At 72.4% G+C, this 19,140-nt stretch carries 18 protein-coding genes; 12 read left to right on the forward strand and 6 right to left on the reverse strand.

What is annotated here, in order from left to right; translation table 11 throughout:
* Nucleotides 1-10 precede the first annotated feature (10 nt).
* Entirely contained in the window at nucleotides 11-1,438 is a 1,428-nt protein-coding gene (locus tag ABD811_RS15185; RefSeq protein ID WP_344947098.1) for an FAD-dependent monooxygenase, read from the forward strand.
* 44 nt (nucleotides 1,439-1,482) lie between these two features.
* Here the strand turns inward: ABD811_RS15185 and ABD811_RS15190 are convergent, their stop codons facing one another.
* The 5 genes from ABD811_RS15190 to ABD811_RS15210 are packed head-to-tail and all read right to left on the reverse strand — an operon-like array spanning nucleotide 1,483 to nucleotide 6,098.
* Complete coding sequence (locus ABD811_RS15190; protein ID WP_344947101.1) at nucleotides 1,483-2,496, reverse strand: branched-chain amino acid ABC transporter permease; 1,014 nt, start codon at nucleotides 2,494-2,496, stop codon at nucleotides 1,483-1,485.
* The gene (locus tag ABD811_RS15195) at nucleotides 2,493-3,347 is read right to left on the reverse strand and encodes a branched-chain amino acid ABC transporter permease (RefSeq protein ID WP_344947104.1); all 855 of its coding nucleotides are present in this window, start codon (nucleotides 3,345-3,347) and stop codon (nucleotides 2,493-2,495) included. Before ABD811_RS15195 ends, ABD811_RS15190 begins: the two co-directional genes overlap by 4 nt.
* A gap of 16 nt (nucleotides 3,348-3,363) precedes the next feature.
* Nucleotides 3,364-4,650, reverse strand: coding sequence for an ABC transporter substrate-binding protein (locus tag ABD811_RS15200; protein ID WP_344947106.1), 1,287 nt, complete (start codon nucleotides 4,648-4,650; stop codon nucleotides 3,364-3,366).
* 10 nt (nucleotides 4,651-4,660) lie between these two features.
* Nucleotides 4,661-5,353: an ABC transporter ATP-binding protein gene (locus ABD811_RS15205; protein WP_344947109.1), complete on the reverse strand. Its 693-nt coding sequence runs from the start codon at nucleotides 5,351-5,353 to the stop codon at nucleotides 4,661-4,663.
* Nucleotides 5,340-6,098: an ABC transporter ATP-binding protein gene (locus tag ABD811_RS15210; RefSeq protein WP_344947111.1), complete on the reverse strand. Its 759-nt coding sequence runs from the start codon at nucleotides 6,096-6,098 to the stop codon at nucleotides 5,340-5,342. The genes ABD811_RS15205 and ABD811_RS15210 overlap by 14 nt, the downstream gene beginning before the upstream one ends.
* A 279-nt stretch (nucleotides 6,099-6,377) precedes the next feature.
* Between ABD811_RS15210 and ABD811_RS15215 the strand changes: the two genes are divergently transcribed.
* On the forward strand, nucleotides 6,378-7,694 hold the full coding sequence (locus tag ABD811_RS15215; RefSeq protein ID WP_344947113.1) for a tannase/feruloyl esterase family alpha/beta hydrolase: 1,317 nt from the start codon (nucleotides 6,378-6,380) through the stop codon (nucleotides 7,692-7,694).
* 22 nt (nucleotides 7,695-7,716) lie between these two features.
* Nucleotides 7,717-8,796: an extracellular catalytic domain type 2 short-chain-length polyhydroxyalkanoate depolymerase gene (locus ABD811_RS15220; protein ID WP_344947115.1), complete on the forward strand. Its 1,080-nt coding sequence runs from the start codon at nucleotides 7,717-7,719 to the stop codon at nucleotides 8,794-8,796.
* Here ABD811_RS15220 and ABD811_RS15225 read toward each other — a convergent pair.
* Complete coding sequence (locus ABD811_RS15225; RefSeq protein WP_344947117.1) at nucleotides 8,793-9,824, reverse strand: PHP domain-containing protein; 1,032 nt, start codon at nucleotides 9,822-9,824, stop codon at nucleotides 8,793-8,795. The genes ABD811_RS15220 and ABD811_RS15225 overlap by 4 nt on opposite strands.
* A 175-nt stretch (nucleotides 9,825-9,999) precedes the next feature.
* Here ABD811_RS15225 and ABD811_RS15230 point away from each other — a divergent pair, with 175 nt between their 5' ends.
* The 9 genes from ABD811_RS15230 (at nucleotide 10,000) to ABD811_RS15270 (ending at nucleotide 19,036) form a co-directional block, all read left to right on the forward strand.
* Nucleotides 10,000-11,313, forward strand: coding sequence for a sensor histidine kinase (locus ABD811_RS15230; protein ID WP_344947119.1), 1,314 nt, complete (start codon nucleotides 10,000-10,002; stop codon nucleotides 11,311-11,313).
* Nucleotides 11,310-11,984, forward strand: coding sequence for a response regulator (locus ABD811_RS15235; protein WP_344947121.1), 675 nt, complete (start codon nucleotides 11,310-11,312; stop codon nucleotides 11,982-11,984). Before ABD811_RS15230 ends, ABD811_RS15235 begins: the two co-directional genes overlap by 4 nt.
* Nucleotides 11,985-12,129: 145 nt before the next feature.
* Nucleotides 12,130-13,071, forward strand: a complete 942-nt coding sequence (locus ABD811_RS15240; protein ID WP_344947124.1) for an alpha/beta hydrolase — start codon at nucleotides 12,130-12,132, stop codon at nucleotides 13,069-13,071.
* On the forward strand, nucleotides 13,064-14,194 hold the full coding sequence (locus ABD811_RS15245; protein ID WP_344947127.1) for an acyltransferase family protein: 1,131 nt from the start codon (nucleotides 13,064-13,066) through the stop codon (nucleotides 14,192-14,194). The genes ABD811_RS15240 and ABD811_RS15245 overlap by 8 nt, the downstream gene beginning before the upstream one ends.
* A 283-nt stretch (nucleotides 14,195-14,477) precedes the next feature.
* Nucleotides 14,478-15,428, forward strand: a complete 951-nt coding sequence (locus ABD811_RS15250) for an alpha/beta hydrolase (protein ID WP_344947129.1) — start codon at nucleotides 14,478-14,480, stop codon at nucleotides 15,426-15,428.
* A 147-nt stretch (nucleotides 15,429-15,575) separates the two neighbouring features.
* Nucleotides 15,576-16,697 carry a PucR family transcriptional regulator gene (locus ABD811_RS15255; RefSeq protein ID WP_425549412.1) on the forward strand — a complete coding sequence of 374 codons (1,122 nt, stop codon included), beginning with the start codon at nucleotides 15,576-15,578 and terminating at the stop codon, nucleotides 16,695-16,697.
* A 136-nt stretch (nucleotides 16,698-16,833) separates the two neighbouring features.
* Complete coding sequence (locus tag ABD811_RS15260; RefSeq protein WP_344947135.1) at nucleotides 16,834-17,751, forward strand: ACP S-malonyltransferase; 918 nt, start codon at nucleotides 16,834-16,836, stop codon at nucleotides 17,749-17,751.
* Complete coding sequence (locus tag ABD811_RS15265; protein ID WP_344947137.1) at nucleotides 17,748-18,731, forward strand: beta-ketoacyl-ACP synthase III; 984 nt, start codon at nucleotides 17,748-17,750, stop codon at nucleotides 18,729-18,731. The genes ABD811_RS15260 and ABD811_RS15265 overlap by 4 nt, the downstream gene beginning before the upstream one ends.
* A gap of 53 nt (nucleotides 18,732-18,784) precedes the next feature.
* Nucleotides 18,785-19,036 carry an acyl carrier protein gene (locus tag ABD811_RS15270; protein WP_344947140.1) on the forward strand — a complete coding sequence of 84 codons (252 nt, stop codon included), beginning with the start codon at nucleotides 18,785-18,787 and terminating at the stop codon, nucleotides 19,034-19,036.
* Nucleotides 19,037-19,140 lie beyond the last annotated feature (104 nt).

A 19,140-nucleotide genomic window follows, 5' to 3' on the forward strand; every position in this document is an offset into this window, starting at 1 on the left:
GGAGAAAGTCATGATCGTCATCGTGGGCGGCGGACCCGTCGGACTGTGGCTGGCGGCGGAACTGCGGCTGGGCGGGGCCGAGGTCACCGTCCTGGAGAAGCGGCCGGAACGCGACGTCCACTCCAAGGCGCTCACCGTGCACCCGCGCACCATCGAGATCCTGGCGTCGCGTGGAATCCACGAGCGGTTCCTCGCCGGCGCCATCCGCGTGCCCACCGGCCATTTCGGCGGCCTCTCCAGCCGGCTCCAGTTCGCCGTGCTGGACACGCCCTTCCCGTTCACCCTCGTCCAGCCCCAGGCCAGGACGGAGGAGCTGCTGGAAGAACACGCGGTCGCCATGGGCGCGGACATCAGGCGCGGCCACACGGTGGACGGGCTCGTCCAGAAAGCGGAGTCGGTGACGGTCCGGGTGACGGGGCCCACGGGCCCGTACGAGCTGGAGGCCGCCTACGTCGTCGGCTGCGACGGCGTCCGCAGCACCGTCCGCGAGGCCGCCGGGATCGCCTTCCCCGGGACTCCCGCCACCATGTACGGCTGGCTCGGCGACGTCGTCCTGGACGACCCCCCGGAACTCGGGTTCAGTGCGGCCGGCGGCGCGGGCGGGCTCATGGTGGTGCCCCTGCCGGACGGGCATCACCGCCTGGTCGGAGCCACCCCCGAGGACCTGCGCCCAGAGCATCCCGGGGAGCTCACCCTCAACGAGCTTCGCGCCAAGGTGAAAGCCATCGCGGGCACGGACTTCGGCATGCACTCCCCCGTGTGGCTGTCACGCTTCGGCAACGCCACCCGCCAGGCCGAGCGGTACCGTGCGGGCCGGGTGCTCGTGGCGGGGGACGCCGCCCACCAGCACTTCCCCACGGGCGGCGTAGGGCTCAACGTTGGGGTGCAGGACGCCACCAACCTCGGCTGGAAGCTCGCGGCCGTCGCCCAGGGCCGCGCACCCGACGAACTGCTCGACACCTACAACCGTGAGCGCCACCCCGTCGGCGCGGACCTGCTGGAGGCCAGCCAGGCCCAAACCGCACTGATGTCCGCCTTCACCCCCGAAGGACAGGTACTGCGTGCCTTCCTCGCCAAGACCATCGCCACGGTGCCGGAGTTCTCCCGCGTATTGGCCGAACGCCTGTCAGGGTTGTCGGTCGCCTATCCCCCGGACGGCCCGGCCCATCCGCTCGTCGGCCACCGCGCGCCCGACCTGAGGTTCTCCGAAGAAACCCTGTTCTCCTTGCTTCGCCAGGGGCGGCACGTGCTTCTCGCACTGTCCGGCTCCACCGACGAGGCGTTGACGGCCCTGGAACGCGACCAGCACACACCCGTCCCCCACGGACTCATCGTCCACAACGACTCGCTCGCGGAAACGAACCGTCCCGCGTGGTCTCGTGTACGGGCGGCGCTGGTTCGTCCTGACGGCCACATCGCCTGGGCGCAAGACGCCTGACGCAGCGCGCGCTTGTCACCCCGCAAGCGCGCGCTGCCACACCGTCAGGTACGGGCGTCGGACAGGGCTTCGGATTCCGCGGGCTCGTTCTTCGACGACTGCGCGTCGTCCCCCGGAGAGGTGTTCCCGCGTGAGGCCAGCAGGTGGCGGGTCGTGCCCCACAGGCCGCGGCGGAAGACCAGGACGACCACCATGAAGATGGCGCCGGTGATGATGCCGGTCTCCTGGAACCCCGCCGTGGCCAGCCGGTCGTTCAGCTCGACGATGAGGGCCGCGCCCACGGCGCCGCCCCACAGGGTGCCGATGCCGCCGAGCACGACCATCATCACGACCTGCCCGGACGTCGTCCAGTACACCTCCTGCAGGGACGCGAACCCGTGGCTGATGGCGAACAGGCCGCCGGCGATCCCCGACAGCGCCGCCGACAGGACGAACGCCAGCAGCTTGTACCGGTCGACCGGGTAGCCGAGGGCGCGCGCACGGGCCGGGTTGTCGCGGATCGACACCAGGACGCGGCCGAACGGCGACCGCACGATCCGCCAGGCGGCGAAGAACCCCGCCAGGACGAACGGCAGGCCCGCGTAGTAGAAGAAGAACGGGTCGGACAGGTCCAGCCCGAACAGTTCCCGCGGGATCCCCTGCAGGCCGTTCTCGCCCCCGGTCACGTCCCGCCACTGGTTGGCGACGAAGTACACCATCTGCGCGAACGCCAGCGTCACCATCGCGAAGTAGATGCCGCGCAGCCGAACCGACAGGTAGCCGATCGGCACCGCCAGCACCGCGGCGAGCAGCGCGCCGCCCAGCACCGCCGCCGGGAACGGCAGGCCGGTGTGCAGCGCGACCAGACCTGCGGTGTACGCGGCGCCGCCCCAGAACGCGGCATGCCCGAACGACAGCAGCCCGGTGAAGCCGAGCAGCAGGTCCACGGCGGCGGCGAACAGCGCCCAGCAGGCGATGTCCATGGCCACCGGCGGATAGATCAGCCAGGGCAGGGCCAGCGCCACCGCCAGCCCGGCGGCCAGCAGCACCGGCCGCCGGGCGAGCCTCGAGAGGATCACAGCGCCTCCTCGCGTCCGAACAGCCCGGCCGGCCGCCACAGGAGCACGGCGGCCATCAGGATGAACACCAGGGTCTGGGACAGCGCGGGCACGTACAGGTTGCCCAGCGCGGACGCCAGGCCGACGGCGAACCCGGCGGCGACCGACCCGAACACCGACCCCAGCCCACCGATCACCACGACGGCGAACACGGTGATGATGAGGTCGGCGCCCATCAGCGGGTTCACCGCCCGCATCGGCGCGGCGAGCACGCCGGCGAACGCCGCCAGCGCGATGCCGAACCCGAACACCGGCGTCACCCAGCGCGCCACGTCGATGCCCAGCGCCCGCGTCAGCTCGGGCCGTTCGGTGGACGCCCGCACGATCATCCCCACGCGGGTGCGGGTCAGGACCAGCCACACCGCCCCGCACACCACCAGCGACACGGCCAGCACGAACACCTGGTAGGCGGGGTAGGTGAACAGCCCCAGGTCGATGGTGCCGCCCATGGGACGCGGGTACGGCTGCGACTGCACCCCGTACTGGCGCTTCACCACATCCTGCAGGATCAGCGCCAGCCCGAAGGTGAGCAGGAAGTTGTAGAGGGGGTCGAGTGGGGCCAGGCGGCGGATGAACAGCCGTTCCAGCGCGATGCCCGCGAGCCCCAGCACGACCGGCACGGCGACCAGCGCGACCCAGAAGTTCACGCCGAAGGAGTCCAGCAGGACGAACGCGCCGAACGCCCCCAGCATGTAGAACGCGCCGTGGGCGAAGTTGACCACGCCCAGCATTCCGAAGATGACGGCTAGGCCGAGGGCGAGCAGCGCGTAGAACGAACCGCTCACCAGCCCGTTGAAAGCCTGTTCCAGCACAAGGGTCTCCCGGTCGTCACAGCTTGCAGGCGGGGTCGGGCTGCTGGAACGCCTCGGCCGCGGGGATGGTCGTCAGGATCTTCTCGTAGTCCCAGGGCTCCTTGACCTCCTTGGACGGCTTGACCTGCGCCAGGTACGCGTCGTGCGTCAGCAGGTGGTCCTGGGCGCGGATCGTGCCGTTGCGGGAGAACATGTCGTTGACCTTGGCGCCCTCCAACTGCTTGACGACGTCGTCGCTGTTGTCGGTGCCGCCGCGTTGCACGGCCTCCAGGTACTGCAGCGCCGCCGAGTAGTTGGCCGCCTGCACGGACGTGGGCCGCTTGCCGGTCTTGGCCTGGAACTTGTCGGCCCAGGCGCGGCTGGTGGCGTCGAAGTTCCAGTACCAGGCGTCGGTGAAGCGCGTCCCCGCCATGGCGTCCGGCCCCAGGGAGTGGATGTCGGTGAGGAACATCAGCCCCGCCGCCAGGCTCACGCCCTTGTCGCGCAGCTTGTACTCGTTGTACTGCTTGACGAGGTTCACCAGGTCGCCCCCGGCCTGCATGGTGCCGAGCACCTGCGGCTTGGGATTGAGCCCGGGAGCCTTCAGCAGGAACGTGGAGAAGTTGTCGTTGGGGAACGGCGCGGGGTCGGCCTTGACGACGTTGCCGCCGGCCTTCTGCACGGCGTTGGTGAACGTCTTCTGCATGTCCTGGCCGAAGGCGTAGTCGGGGTAGACCACGTACCAGTTCTTGGCGCCGTCCTTGGTGAGCGCCGTGCCGGTGCCGTGCGCCAGCATGTAGCTGTTGTAGCCGTAGTGGAAGGTGTACTTGTTGCAGCTCGCGCCGGTCAGCGCCGTGGTGGCGGCGCCCACGTCGATGAACACCTTCTTCTTGTTCTTGGCGACGGTGGCGACGGCGAGGGCGGCCGAGGAGGTCGGCACGTCCAGGATCACGTCGGCCTGCCGCCGGTCGTACAGCTCCTGCGCCTTGGAGTTGGCGACGTCGGGCTTGTTCTGGTGGTCGGCGGCGATCACCTCGACCTTGTCGGCGGCGGCGTCGGCGCCGTACTTGGCCTTGTAGTCGGCGACGGCCATGCGCACCGCCTCGATGCTGCCCCGGCCGGACAGGTCGGCGTAGATCGCCGACTGGTCGTTGAGCACCGCCAGCACGACCTTGCCGTCGCTGATCTTCCCTCCGGCGCCGGCCGGGCCGCCGCCGCAGCCCGCCAGCAGCGCCCCGGCGGCCGCCAGCGCCAGCGACGGGACCACACCGCGGCGGCGCGGGGCCGGGCGCCCGGACGCCGTCGCGCGCACGAGAAATGTCATGGGGGTTCTCCTAGATTCCGAGGTAGTCGAGTAGCTCGTGCTCGCGGGCGCGGACCTCGGCGTTGTCCATCGACTCCACGATCCGGCCCTCGGCGATCAGGTGGTGGCGGTCGGCGACGGTGGCGGCGAAGTGCACGTTCTGCTCGATGAGCAGCACGGTCACGCCCGCGGCCTTGACCTCGCGCAGGATGTCGCCGATCTGCTGGACGATCAGCGGTGACAGGCCCTCGGTGGGCTCGTCGCACAGCAGCAGCCGCGCCCCCGTGCGCAGCACCCGCGCCAGCGCGAGCATCTGCTGCTCGCCGCCCGACAGCTTCGTGCCGGGGAAGCGCCGCCGCTCGCGCAGCCGCGGGAACGTCTCGTACACCCGCTCCAGCGGCCAGGCGTCCTTGCTGGTCACGGGCGGCAGCAGCAGGTTCTCCTCGACCGACAGCGTGGCGTAGATGCCGCGGTCGTCGGGGACGTAGCCGAGGCCGCGGCGGGCGCGGCGGTGCGGGCCGAGCGCGGTGACGTCCTGGCCGAGGAACTCGATCGTCCCCGCCGTCTTGCCATGCAGGCCCATCAGGCAGCGCAGCAGGGTGGTCTTGCCGGCGCCGTTGCGGCCGACGAGCGTGACGATCTCGCCCTCGGCGACCTCCAGGGACACCTCGCGCAGCGCCTGCGCCTCGCCGTACCAGGCCGACAGTCGGTCAACGCGCAGCATGGGAGTCCCCCAGGTAGGCGGTCACGACGCGGGGGTCGCGGCGGATGTCGGCGTACGGGCCCTCGGCCAGGACGCGGCCGTGCTGCAGGACGGTCACCCGGTCGGCGAGGCTGGCGACGACGTTCATGTTGTGCTCGACCAGCACGACGGTGCGGCCGTCGCGGACGCGTTTGACCAGCTCGACGGTGCGGTCGACGTCCTCCACGCCCATCCCGGCGGTCGGCTCGTCCAGCAGCAGCACCTTCGGGTCGAGCGCCAGGGCGAGGGCGAGTTCCAGCGCGCGCTTGCGGCCGTAGGCCAGCGACGCGGCGGGCACGTCGGCGTGGTCGGCGAGCCCCACCCGATCCAGCAGCTCGGCGGCGCGGCCGGAGAACCGGCCCAGCGCCCGGTCGGACCTCCAGAACCGCCAGCCCAGGCCGGTGGAGCCGGCCAGCGCCAGTTCCACGTGCTGGCGCGGGGTGAGCTCGGCGAACAGGCTGGTGATCTGGAACGAGCGGGCCACGCCGAGGCGGGCGATGCGCTCGGGGCTCAGCCCGGCCAGTTCGCGCCCGCCGAGCCGCACGCTGCCCGCCGACGGCCGGAGGAACCCGGTGAGCAGGTTGAACAGCGTGGTCTTGCCCGCGCCGTTGGGCCCGACCAGCGCGTGCACGCTGCCCTCGGCGACGTCCAGGTCCACGCCGTCCACGGCCCGGAACCCGCGGAACTCCTTGACCAGTCCCCGGGCGCGCAGGACAGGACCGTCCATGCAGCCTCCTCGCAGTCATGGCGTGACCCGGGCCACACCGGGACGCCGTGACCGTGAACGCTAGGTGGCACGCGGTGACCCGGCCATGTGGCGCGGCCACACATTCACTCGCCCGGACACCGCCGTGACCCACATCACGCGGCCGCTGCCGGGATCGGAACGCGGGGTGGCGGACGCGGCCACATTCGCGCCGTCAAGAGTGGGGGCCGCCTACGTGGCCCGCGTCACGTCGCGCGGGGAGCATGGCGGACGTCCACGTCCCCGGGAGAAGGAGCCGGCATGCCGACCGCCCGCCTTCGACTGCTCAGCACGGGCGCCGCAGCCCTGACCGCCCTGGCGGTCCTGCCCGCCGCCGCACACGCCGGGGAGCGCTGCGGTGCGCGGCTCACCGTCCCCGGGGCGCAACGTCAGGTCGCGGCCTGCCTGGACGACCTGACGACGGCGGGCACGGTCGCCTCCGGCCACACCGTCCCCGCCGACTGGGCGGGACTGCACCCGGCCGGCGCACGCAACCCGACCGGCGTGCCGGGCATCCAGCTCGACGGCTACTTCCCGGACTCCTCCACGTTCAACACCAACCACGGCTGGAACCACGACGCGCAGTTCGTCATCCGGCTCCCGGAGAAATGGAACGGCGGCCTGGTCGTGGCGGGGTCGCCGGGGACCCGCCGCCAATACGCCAACGACTTCGCCATTTCCGACTGGGTGCTCGCCAAGGGGTACGCGTTCGCCGCCACGGACAAGGGCAACAGCGGCAGCGAGTTCTACACGGACGGCCGCCGCCCCGGGGACGCCATCGCCGAATGGAACCATCGGGTCACCCAGCTCACCCGTTCCGCCAGGGCGGTGGTGACGCAACGCTATGGCAGGCCCCCGCGCCGCACGTTCGCCGCCGGAATCTCCAACGGCGGCTACCTGGTGCGCTGGCAGCTGGAGAACCGCCCGGAACTGTACGACGGGGGCATCGACTCCGAAGGGACCCTGTGGCGTGCCGACGGTCCCAATCTGCTGACGTTCCTGCCGCCCGTGCTGCGGGCCTACCCGTCGTACGCGGCGACCGGCGACCCGAACGCGCACCGCGCGATCCTCGACGCGGGTTTCGCGCCAGGCTCCGAATTCCTCTGGCCGTACCACGACCAGGTGTACTGGGGGCTGACCCAGCGCATTTACCGCCAGGAGGTCGACCCCTTCTACAACGGCCCGGAAAGCGACTACGACTACGCCTCACGTCCGGCTTCCGTGCACAAGGCGGTGCGGCGCATCTCCCTGACCGGACGCATCGGCAAACCGCTCATCACCCTGCACGGCACGTACGACACGTTGCTGCCCATCACCAAGGTCTCCGACGTGTACGCGCAGATGGTGCGCACGTCGAAGGCCGCGCCGTACCGCTACTACCGGCTCGAAGGCGGCAACCACGTCGACGGCCTCTACGACGCCTACCCTGACCGGCTGCGGCCGCTGCTGCCCTGCATGCGCAGCGCGTTCACCGCAATGGAGACCTGGGCCGCGGGCGGACAGGCGCCTCCGCCGAGCACCACCCTGCCCCGGCCCACATCGGGGGACCTCGCCAACAGCTGCTCCCTCAGCGGCTAACCCACCCCATGGGAGGTCACGCATGAAACTCCCCGCCGTCCAATTCCGCACCGTCAAATCCCGCACCGTCGAGCGCCCCACCGGAAAACGTCCCGCCCTCAAGCTCACGACCGTCCTGACCGCCGCCGCGGGCGTACTGCTGGCCACGTCCACGCACACCCCCGCGGCGGCGGCGGACTCCCTGCCCCGGCTCAACATCAGCGCCGCCTACGTCAGTGGCGTGTCGTCCGGCGGCTACATGGCCGACCAGCTGCACGTCGCCTACTCCGGCACGTTCAAGGGCGCCGGGATCTTCAGCGCCGGGGCCTACCACTGCGCGCGCGGCAACCTCACCACGGCGCAGCTCGCGTGCATGAACGACCTGTACGACGACAACCCCGCCGAACTGCGGCGCATCGCCTCCGACCGGTCCGCCCAGGGACGCATCGACCCGGTCGCCAACCTGGCCGGGCACAAGGTGTGGCTCTACCACGGCGTCAACGACATCACCGTGAAGCAGTCGGTGACCGACGGTCTCGCCACGTTCCACCAGGGCTTCGGGGCGAACGTGGCGTACAGCAAGACCTCGCCGGCGGGGCACGCCTGGGTCAGCCCTCTCGGGCCGAACCCCTGCTCGGCCACCTACACCCCCTACGTCAACAAGTGCACGGACGACCCACAGGGCTCGATGCTGCGCCACCTGCTCGGCACCGTGGCCGCCCCCGCGTCCACCCCCACCGGGACGCTCCTGCGCTATGACCAGAACCCGTACGCCCCCAACGGCAGCGCGGCGGCCATCAGCATGGGCGCCACGGGGTTCGCCTACGTCCCGCAGAACTGCGCCGCCGGGACGTCCTGCCGCCTGATGGTGGCCCTGCACGGCTGCCAGCAGGGGTACGACACGATCGGCACCACGTTCGTGACCAGGTCCTACCTGAACGAGTACGCCGACACCAACAACCTGGTCGTCCTCTACCCGCAGGCCACGGCCAGCTCCTGGACGGGCGGCAACCCCCAGGGCTGCTGGAACTGGTGGGGGTACGGCGGCGACACCGCCTACGACATGAAGGGCGGAAAGCAGATCGAGACCCTCATGCGCATGGTCCGCGCCGTGGGCGCCTAGCCCCGGTGCTTGGCGGCCCAGGCGAGCAGGTCGTCGGCGCTCATCGTGTTGACGACCTGCTCGGGCGCGACGCCGCAGCGGGCGGCGCGCTCGCACCCGTTGGGCTGCCAGTCGAGCTGGCCGGGGGCGTGCGCGTCGGAGTCGATGGCGAACCGGCAGCCCGCCTCCACCGCCAGCCGCAGCAGCCGCTTGGGCGGGTCCAGCCGCTCCGGCCTCGAGTTGATCTCCACGGCGACGTCGTAGGCGGCGCAGGCGTCGAACACCAGGGCCGCGTCGAACTCCGACTCCGGCCGCACCCCGCCGCGCCGCCCGCCGCCCTTGACGATCCGTCCCGTGCAGTGCCCGAGGACGTTGACCCGCGGGTTCCGCACGGCCGCGACCATCCGCTCGGTCATGGCGACGCGGTCCATGCGCAGCTTGGAGTGGACGCTGGCCACCACCACGTCGAGCCGGTCGAGCAGCTCGGGGTCCTGGTCCAGCGAGCCGTCGTCCAGGATGTCGACCTCGATGCCGGTCAGGATGCGGAACGGCGCCAGCTCGGCGTTCAGCTCGGCCACCACGTCCAGCTGCCGGCGCAGCCGCTCGGCCGACAGCCCGTTGGCCACGGTCAGGCGCGGCGAGTGGTCGGTCAGCGCGATGTAGTCGTGGCCGAGGCCGCGGGCGGTCTCGGCCATCTCCCGGATCGGCGAGCCGCCGTCGGACCAGTCGCTGTGGGTGTGCAGGTCGCCCCGCAGCGCCCCCCGCAGCGCCGCCGTCGCCTCGTCCAGCGGCGTCCCCTCGGTCGCCTCAAGCCGCCGCAGGTAGACGGGCGTCTCCCCGCGCAGCGCCTCCTCGATCACCAGCGCGGTGACCTTGCCGATGCCGGGCAGCGCGGTCAGCGTGCCCTCACGCACCCGCTCCGCCAGCTCCTCACGCGAGGCGCGCTCGACCAGATCGGCCGCCTTGCGGAAGGCCCGCACCCGATAGGTGGGTTCGTGCGCGCGTTCCAGCAGAAACGCGATCCGACGCAGCGCCTCCACAGGTTCCACAGTCAGACCGTACCCAAGGGTGCGGCTCGGTGCGGCACCCGGTGCCATCAGCACGGCGACCGTCACGCCGTGGCCTGATGACGCGAGCGGCCTCGCCCGTATGCACCCAAGGTATGACACGTACGTGGCACCACGGTGTCATTCGCCGGGGCGCGGACGCCTCTAGCCTTGCGGCATGAGCAGCGACGACGCCCCCAAGCAGGGCCTGGCGCAGACGCTGGGGCTGGTGCTGCGGCCGCTGGTCTCCGGCCTCGTCGGGTCCGCCGAGCCGCGCCCGGCCGACCGGCCGTGGCCGCCCCGGCTGCGCGACACCCGCCTGCGCGGGGTCCCGTTCCCGCCCGTCATGCAGGCCATCGACCTGATCATCGCGGTGATCATCGGGTTCGGCACCTACTCGCTGCTGCTCACCGAGACCGAGAAACGCGGTTCGTCGGTGTCGTACGCGGAGCTGGGCATGGCCGCGTTCCTGCTGGCGCTGCCGATGGCGCTGCGCGAACGGCATCCGGTGGCCGCCTGGCGGCTGCTGTGCGCGGCGATGTTCTACACCGGGATGCAGAGCTGGCTCGACGTCCCGTTCCCGCCGGGCGGGTCGATCGCCGGCGTGTTCGTCCTCTACACGGTGGCGGTGCGCTCCCCGCTCAACCTGACGGTCGGCGCGGGGGTGTGGTCGGTGGCCGGGGTGCTGGTGGTCGACCGGCAGACCGGTGCGGGCGCGGCCGTGTTCGTGGTGGTGCCGCTGCTGGTCGGCGCGTTCGTCCGGCTGCGCCAGAAGACCCGCGACGAGCTGGCCGAACGGGAGCAGGCCGCCGCCCGTGAGCTGGCCGAGCAGCAGAAGCGGCACCGCGAGGCCGAGGCGGTGCTCAAGGAGCGCCAGCGCATCGCCCGCGAACTGCACGACGTGGTGGCCCACCACATGTCGATGATCGCGATCCAGGCGGAGGCCGCGCCGTACACCGTGCCGGAGGTGCCCGACAAGATCCGCCAGGATCTGAAGGAGATCCGCGAGACCGCGCTGGACGCGCTCACCGAGATGCGCCGCATCCTGGGCGTGCTGCGCTCGGAGGACGGCGCGGAGACCGCGCCGCAGCCCGGCCTGGACCGGCTGGACGCGCTGGTGTGGGCGGCCCGCGGCACCGGGCTGACCGTCAACACCAGCGTCACCGGCGACCTGGCCGCCGTGCCGCAGGGCGTCGCGCTCAGCGCGTACAGGATCCTGCAGGAGGCGCTCAGCAACGTCATGCGGCACGCCCCCGGCGCCGTCGTCGACGTCGAGCTGATCCAGCGGGAGGGCATACTCCTGCTCAGCGTGATCAACGGCCCGCCCGGCAAGGGCCACCGGCCGTCGTCGCTGTCGCCGCCCGGCGACGGGCACGGCCTGGTGGGCATGCGCGAGCGGGCCGCCATGCTGGGCGGCGGGGTGACCGCCAAGCCCACCCCCGAAGGAGGTTTCGCCGTGACCGCCACACTGCCGCTGGGATCCACGGCATGACGATCCGCGTGGTGATCGTCGACGACCAGGGCATGGTGCGCACCGGGTTCGGTGTGCTGCTGAACGCCCAGCCCGACATCGAGGTGGTCGGCGAGGCCGTCGACGGCGCGCAGGCGCTGTCGGTGATCGCCGAGCTGCGGCCCGACGTGGTGCTGATGGACGTGCGGATGCCCGTCATGGACGGCCTGGAGGCGACCCGGCGCCTGCTCAAGGGCGAGCACGGCGCCGGTGACGCCGTCCCGAAGGTGCTCATGCTGACCACCTTCGACCTCGACGACTACGTGTACGAGGCGCTGCGCGCGGGCGCCAGCGGGTTCCTGCTCAAGGACGCCTCGGCCGACGAGCTGGCCGAGGCGGTACGGATCATCGCGGCGGGCGACGCGCTGCTGTCCCCGTCGGTGACCCGGCGGCTGATCGCCGAGTTCGCCCGGCTGGGCGCGCCGCGCGCGCCGTCCCGGGAACGGCTGGGCGAGCTGACCGAACGCGAGACCGAGGTGCTGGCGCTGGTCGCCCGCGGCCTGTCCAACTCCGAGATCGCCGCCGAGCTGGTGGTGGCCGAGCAGACCGTGAAGACGCACTTCGGCCGCATCCTCACCAAGCTCGGCCTGCGCGACCGGCCGCAGGCCATCGTCTACGCCTACGAGGTCGGCCTGGTCCGCCCCGGCGACTGACCCCCTCCGGCCGGCACCGTCCGGCTGACCCGCGTCATACCGGGGTGTGAGGCGGCAAGACGGCTCCGCGGTGTGATCCGCGCGACGGCCCGCGATTCCTAGCTTCCTGGTCAGGACGAACCCCCTGCCCAGGAAGGACGCCGCCGTGCGCAGCCCAGCCCCCCGAAGGTTCCTGGCCGTCGGCGCGGCCCTGGCGGCGGTCGCCGCCACGACCGCCGGGACGCCCGAACCGTACGCGGCGCCGCAGGCCCGGCCGCCGCTGTCGCCCGCCACGCTCGACGCCCGCTACACCGCCGTGCGCGGCGACATCCAGCGGGCGTACGACACCGCCCGCGACGTGGGCGACGACTCCCGCGCCGAGGCGTTCGAGGCGTTCCTGACGCCCGGCCGCCGCTTCCTGGCGTTCGACGCGCGCGGCCACGGCCGGGCCGTCGAGGTCATCGGCGATCTGGCGCGGGCCGAACGGGTCGCGGTCGTGGTGCCCGGCGCGGACGGACGGCTCACCAACTTCGACAACCCCAAGTGGGCGGGCGGCGGCGCGCGCGCCGTCTACCGCCAGGCGCGACAGGTGGCCCCTGGTGTACGCGTCGCGGTGGTGGCCTGGCTCGGGTACGCCTCGCCCTCCACCATGAGCGCGACGGTGCTCACCCCGGGACGGGCCGTCGACGGAGCCCGCAAGCTCCAGCGTTTCGTGACCGAGCTGCACGACACCAACGGGCGCGCCCAGGTCGCGCTGCTGTGCCACAGCTACGGCTCGGTGGTGTGCGGCCAGGCGGCCGGGGCGGTCCGGGTGGACGACATCGCGTTGTACGGCAGCCCCGGTGTCACCGCCTCGTCGGTCACCGACATGCGCACCGGGGCACGCGTGTGGGCGGGGCGAGCCGACGGCGACTGGACCAGGTACGTGCCGAAGAGGCACGTGGCCGGGCTCGGCTTCGGCCCGGACCCCGTGAGTCCTTCGTTCGGGGCGCTGCGCTTCGCCGCCGGGACGGGCAGCCACAGCGAGTACCTGCGCCCGGGGTCGGTGTCACTGCGCAACCTGACGTTCATCGCGCTCGGCCGCGCCTCCGAGGTGACCCATGCTTGACACGCGGCGGCCGGGCCTTACGGCTCGCATCGAGGCGTCGACACCGCCCAACCGGGACCGCGCCGTCGACGCCCTGCGCGCGCTGGCCATCCTGGGCGTGGTGCTGGGGCACTGGTGCGTCACCGCGTTCGTGTCCACCGGGGACGGGCAGCTGCGGGTGAGCAGCCCTCTGTCGGCGATGCCGCACCTGGCGCCGGTCTCCTGGGTGTTGCAGACCCTCGCGGTGTTCTTCCTCGTGGGGGGCTACACGGCGGCGAAAGGGCATCGCGCCGGGGAGCCGTACCTGCCGTGGGCACGCCGGCGTCTGGCACGGCTGGCGCGTCCCGTGCCCGTGCTGTTGCTGGCGTGGGCGGCGGCCGTGTGCGTGTTGGCGTGGGCGGGCCTGTCGTCCGGCACGCTGCACGCATTGCTGAAGCTGGTGCTGAGCCCGCTGTGGTTCCTGGGCGTGTACGGGACGCTGACCGTCCTCACCCCCATGGTGGTGGCGCTGTGGAACCGGCTCGGCATGTGGGGCGTTCTGCTCCCCCTCGCCGCGACCGCGCTCATCGACCTCGGCCGGTTCGGCCTGGACGCGCCCTCCTGGATCGGCTGGGGCACCGTCCTGACTGGATGGCTTGTGCCGTTCTACCTGGGCGTGGCGTGGGCACACGGCGCCCTGGCGTCGCCCCGTACCGGCTGGGCGCTGCTGGGCGGAGGCGCCATGGCCACGGGCGCGTTGGTGCTGTGGGCCGGATATCCGGCGAGCATGGTGGGCGTACCGGGCGCCGAGGTGTCCAACCTGAACCCGCCCACCCTGGCGGCGGTGGCGTTCGGTTTGGCGCAATGCGGCCTGGCGCTGCTGGCACGCGGCCCGCTCACGCGCTGGACGCGGCGTCCCCGCGTCTGGGCCGTGGTCGCGCTGGCCAACCTGTCCGCCATGACGATCTTCCTGTGGCACCAGACGGCCATGATGGCCGTCACCGTGACGACCGCGCCGGCCGCCGGCCCGCTGCCCGGACTCCACACCGCCCCCGACCAGGCGGCGTGGATCCCCGCCCGGCTGCTGTGGCTGCCGGTCTTCGCGCTCGCCCTGGCGGTGCTGTGGGCCGCGGCGCACCGGTTCGAACGGCCCCGCCCGCGATGAGCCAACCCCGGCGCCGTCCCGTACATCACACAAGAGTGGCCCGGGCGGCGGAGCACTGCGGCGAACGCGCGGGGCAGACGGACACGCACGACGACCCCTGGATGCGCGGAGCACTCCGCCATATCCGGTAGAAAGACGGACCATGCCGCCACGAGCTGCAGTGACGCGACCGGCCCTGCCTTCCGAACGGCCCTGCGAAGCATCCTCGGACGCCCCGCCGGAAGACCGTCCGGCCGCGCCCGGACGCGTCCGGCGGCGCCTGCGCCGGGCCCTCGCCTGCGCCGTGACGATCTCCGCCCTGCTGCTCACCACCGCCGGGACCGGCCACGCCGACCCCTACGCCGCCCCCGGCCCCGTCCCCGTGCTCGCCCCGTCCACCCTGGACGCCCGCTACGCCACCGAACGCCGCACCATCGAACAGGCCCTCCAGACCGCCCACCAGGTGGGCGACGACGAGCGCGCCAAGGCGCTGGGCGCGTTCCTGGAGCCGGGCAGGCGGTTCCTGTACTTCGACGCGCGCGGCGACGGACGGGCCATCGAGGTCATCGGCGACCTGACACGGGCCCAACGGGTGGTGCTCCTGGTCCCCGGAGCCGACACGACGCTGTCGTACTTCGACGACCGAGCCGGCAAGCCGTGGTCGACCCCCGCGGGCGGTGCACGCGCGGTGTGGGAACAGGCGTACAAGGTGACCCCCGACCCCGACATCGCGGTCGTGGCATGGCTGGGGTACGCGGCGCCGCGCACGTTCAGCAGTGACGTACTGACCGACGAGCGGGCCGGCCAGGGCGCGGCCTCGTTGCGCCGTTTCCTCCGCGAACTGCACCGCGTCAACCCTCACGCCCAAGTGGGACTGCTGTGCCACAGCTACGGCTCGGTGGTGTGCGGACGCGCCGCCCTGGCCGGATCCGGCACGGCCGGGGACGCCTGGCGCAGCGTCACCGACATCGCCCTGTACGGCAGCCCCGGCACCACGGCATGGTCGGCGGGACGTCTGGGCGGCGCCGCGCGCGTGTGGGCGGGACGCGGTTCCGCCGACTGGATGCAGGACGTACCGCACGTGCGCATCTTCGGCCTCGGCCTGGGGCCCGACCCCGTGTCGCCCGGCTTCGGCGCCCGCGTGTTCGACGCGGGCGGCAGCGGCCACAGCGACTACCTCGCCCCGGGCTCGCCGTCCCTGCGCAACCTCACCTACATCGCGCTGGGCCGTCCCGCGGACGTCACCCGCGGCTGACCTCCGCGTCCGTTACCGGCCGGTCAGGGTGACCTCAGGGTGACCGGTGAGCATGGACACCACCCAGGTGGTGGCACCCTTGGGAAGGTGGACACCACGAACGAGGCCGCCCTGAGAGAGCAGACCACGCTGCGTTTGGAAAAGGCCATGGGCTCCTTCGGGACCGCCGCACTGGCCAAGATGGAGCAACAGCTCCCGTGGTTCCGGCGCATGCCACCCGAGCAGCGTTCCTGGATCGGGCTGGTCGCCCAGGCGGGCATCGCCGCGTTCGTGGAGTGGTTCAAAAGCGCCGAGCGCACCCGCCCCGCCATCGCCGGGGAGGTGTTCGGCACCGCGCCGCGCGACCTGATGCGGTCCGTGAAGCTGCAGCACACCATCGACATGATCCGCGTCATCATCGACGTGGTGGAGACGCGGCTCGACGAGCTGGCCGCGCCCGGCGGCGAGGCGCAGCTGCGCGAGGCGATCCTGCGCTACACGCGGGACGTGGCGTTCGGCGCCGCCCAGGTGTACGCGCGCGCCGCCGAGACGCGCGCCGCCTGGGACGCCCGCCTGGAGGCGCTGGTGGTGAACGCGGTGCTGCGCGGCGAGGTCGACGACGGCATGCACTCCTGGGCGGCCGCCCTCGGCTGGACGTCCAAACCCGTCACCGTCATCGCCGGGTACACCCCCGAGGACGAGGAGCCCGAGGTCACCATCGACCAGATGCAGCTGGCGTCCCGCCGCGCCCGGGTCGACGTGCTGGCCGGTGTGCAGGGCCGCCGCGTCATCGTCATCGTGGGCGGCGCCGCCGACCCGCTGGAGGCGTCCCGTCCCATCGCGGCCAAGTGCGGCCCCGGTCCCGTCGTGGTCGGCCCGCAGGTCGGCGACCTGTACGACTCCACCGTCTCGGCGCGCGCCGCGCTCGCCGGGTTGCGCGCCGCCGCCGGCTGGCCGGACGCGCCGCGTCCCGTCCTGGCCGCCGAGCTGCTGCCCGAACGCGCCCTCGACGGCGACGAGGAGGCCCGCCGGTACCTCGTCGAGCAGGTCTACAACCCGATGTGCGCGGCGGGCGCGCCCCTGCTGGACACCCTCACCACCTACCTGGAACAGGGCTCGTCGCTGGAGGCCACGGCACGGCTGCTGTTCGTCCACCCCAACACCGTCCGCTACCGGCTGCGCCGCGTCGCCGAACTGACCGGACTGGCGCCGACGGACGGTCGCAACGCCTTCACGCTGCGGATCGCGCTCGTCCTCGGCCGCTTCAGCGAACGCGTGCCACGGCCCTAGCCGACACGATGGCCGCCCTTTCCCAAGGCATGACGTCTGTTTCTCCCGCCTTGTAGGGGTCGTACAAAGGGCCCCGACGAAAGTTCGTCGCGATCGGCATCGGCACCACGGAAGCCCAGGGGGGAAGCTGGGGCGTGTGATTCTCCTCGCCTCGCCCGGTCAGGGCGCCCAGACCCCAGGATTTCTGAGTCCGTGGCTTGAGGTGCCCGGTGTCGCCGACCGCCTGGCATGGTGGTCCGCCGTCACCGGGCTCGACCTGGTCCGCTACGGGACCAGCGCAGACGCCGAGGAGATCCGCGACACCGCCGTGGCCCAGCCGCTGCTGGTCGCCGCGGCCCTGGCCGCGTTCCAGACCCTCTACCAGGGCGACGACCGTCCGGACGCGGTGGCCGGGCACAGCGTCGGCGAGCTGGCCGCCGCCGCGATCGCCGGGGTGCTGTCGCCCGAGGCCGCGCTGGTGCTGGTGCGCGAACGCGGCCGTGCGATGGCCGAGGCCGCCGCCGTCACCGAGACCGGCATGACCGCCGTGCTCGGCGGCGACCCCGACGAGGTCCTCGCCGTCATCGAACGGCACGGTCTGACCCCCGCCAACGTCAACGGCGCCGGGCAGGTCGTGGCCGCCGGGACGATGGAGCGGCTCGCCGCGCTCAAGGACGACCCGCCGGCCGGGGCGCGGCTGCGTCCGCTGTCGGTGGCGGGCGCGTTCCACACCGAGCACATGGCGCCGGCCGTCGACACGCTGCGCCGCCTGGCGCCCGGCGCTCCGGTCGCCGACCCGGCCGTCGCGCTGCTGTCCAACCGGGACGGCGCGGTGGTGCGCGACGGCCGCGACTACCTCGGCCGCCTCGTCGAGCAGGTCAGCGCCCCCGTCCGCTGGGACCGCTGCATGGCGACCATGCGCGAGCTGGGCGTCACCGCGATCATCGAGCTGCCGCCCGCCGGCACGCTCGTCGGCATCGCCCGGCGCGAGCTCAAGGGCATCGACCTGCTCGCCCTCAAGACCCCCGAGGACCTCGACAAGGCCCGCGAGCTGATCAAGGCGCACACGTCATGACCGCCGCCTACGAGACGCCCGCCCTGCGCCTGCCCGAGGTCACGCCCGGCGCCCGCGTCGTGGCGTTCGGCGACTACCAGCCCGCCCGGGTCGTCACCAACGACGAGCTGGCCGAGATCGTCGACACCAACGACGAGTGGATCCGCAGCCGCGTCGGCATCGCCGAACGCCGCGTCGCCGGGCCCGAGGAGACCATCGCCGACATGGCCGTGCAGGCCGGCGGCAAGGCGCTGGCGGCCGGCGGCGTGTCCCCCGAGGACATCGACCTGGTGATCGTGGCGACCTGCTCCACCGAGACGCCCATCCCCAACCAGGCCGCCACGGTCGCGCACCGGCTCGGCATCAAGGCGCCGGGCGCGTTCGACCTGAACGCCGCCTGCGCCGGGTTCTGCTACGCGCTGGACACCGCCGCCTCGGCCGTGCGCACCGGCAGCGCCCGCAACGTGCTGGTGATCGGCGCCGAGAAGATGTCCAACTGGATCGACTGGAACGACCGTTCGACCTGCATCATCTTCGCCGACGGCGCGGGCGCGGCGGTCGTCACCGGCGCCGCCGAGCCGGGCGTGGGCCCGGTGGTGTGGGGCAGCGCCGGCGACCTGGCCGACAAGATCATCGTGGCGGACCGGCAGTCGTTCATCCACCAGGAGGGCCAGGCGGTGTTCCGCTGGGCCACCACCGCGGTCGCGCCCGTCGCGCTGGCCGCCTGCGAACGCGCCGGGGTGACTCCCGACCAGCTGGCGGCCGTGGTGCCGCACCAGGCCAACCTGCGTATCGTCGAAGCGATCGCGCGGCGGCTCAAGGCGGTCAACGCCGTGGTGGCCGACGACATCGTCCACTCCGGCAACACCTCGGCGGCGTCCATCCCCATGGCGCTGTCGCGCATGATCGAACGCGGCGACGTGCCGTCCGGCGCCCCGGCCCTGCTGGTCGGGTTCGGCGCCGGGCTGTCCTACGCCGCCCAAGTCATCCAGATTCCCTGACCGTACGCGGGGCCCGACCCGACGACGATCCGACCAAAAGGAGAGCACACACCATGGCAGTCGCCACCGAGCAGGAGATCCTGGCCGGCCTCGCCGAGATCATCGACGAGATCGTGGGGATCGACAAGTCCGAGGTGACCCCCGAGAAGAACTTCGTCGACGACCTGGACATCGACTCGCTGTCGATGGTGGAGATCGCGGTGGCCGCCCAGGACAAGTTCGGCGTCGAGATCCCCGACGACCAGCTCAAGGACCTCAAGACGGTCAAGGACGTCATCGTCTTCGTCCAGAACCTGCAGCAGTAAGGCCGCCGCGGCGGGCGGCGCGGCGCGCACCGGAGGAGGGTGCCGCCGCGCCGCCGGCCGCGTTCCCGACTCCGGCGCCGCCCGCCGCCCTGTGGAGCCGCCCG

Origin of the sequence: Actinomadura miaoliensis (genome assembly GCF_039536785.1) — a bacterium.
In the GTDB taxonomy this organism is placed as follows: Bacteria; Actinomycetota; Actinomycetes; order Streptosporangiales; family Streptosporangiaceae; genus Spirillospora; species Spirillospora miaoliensis.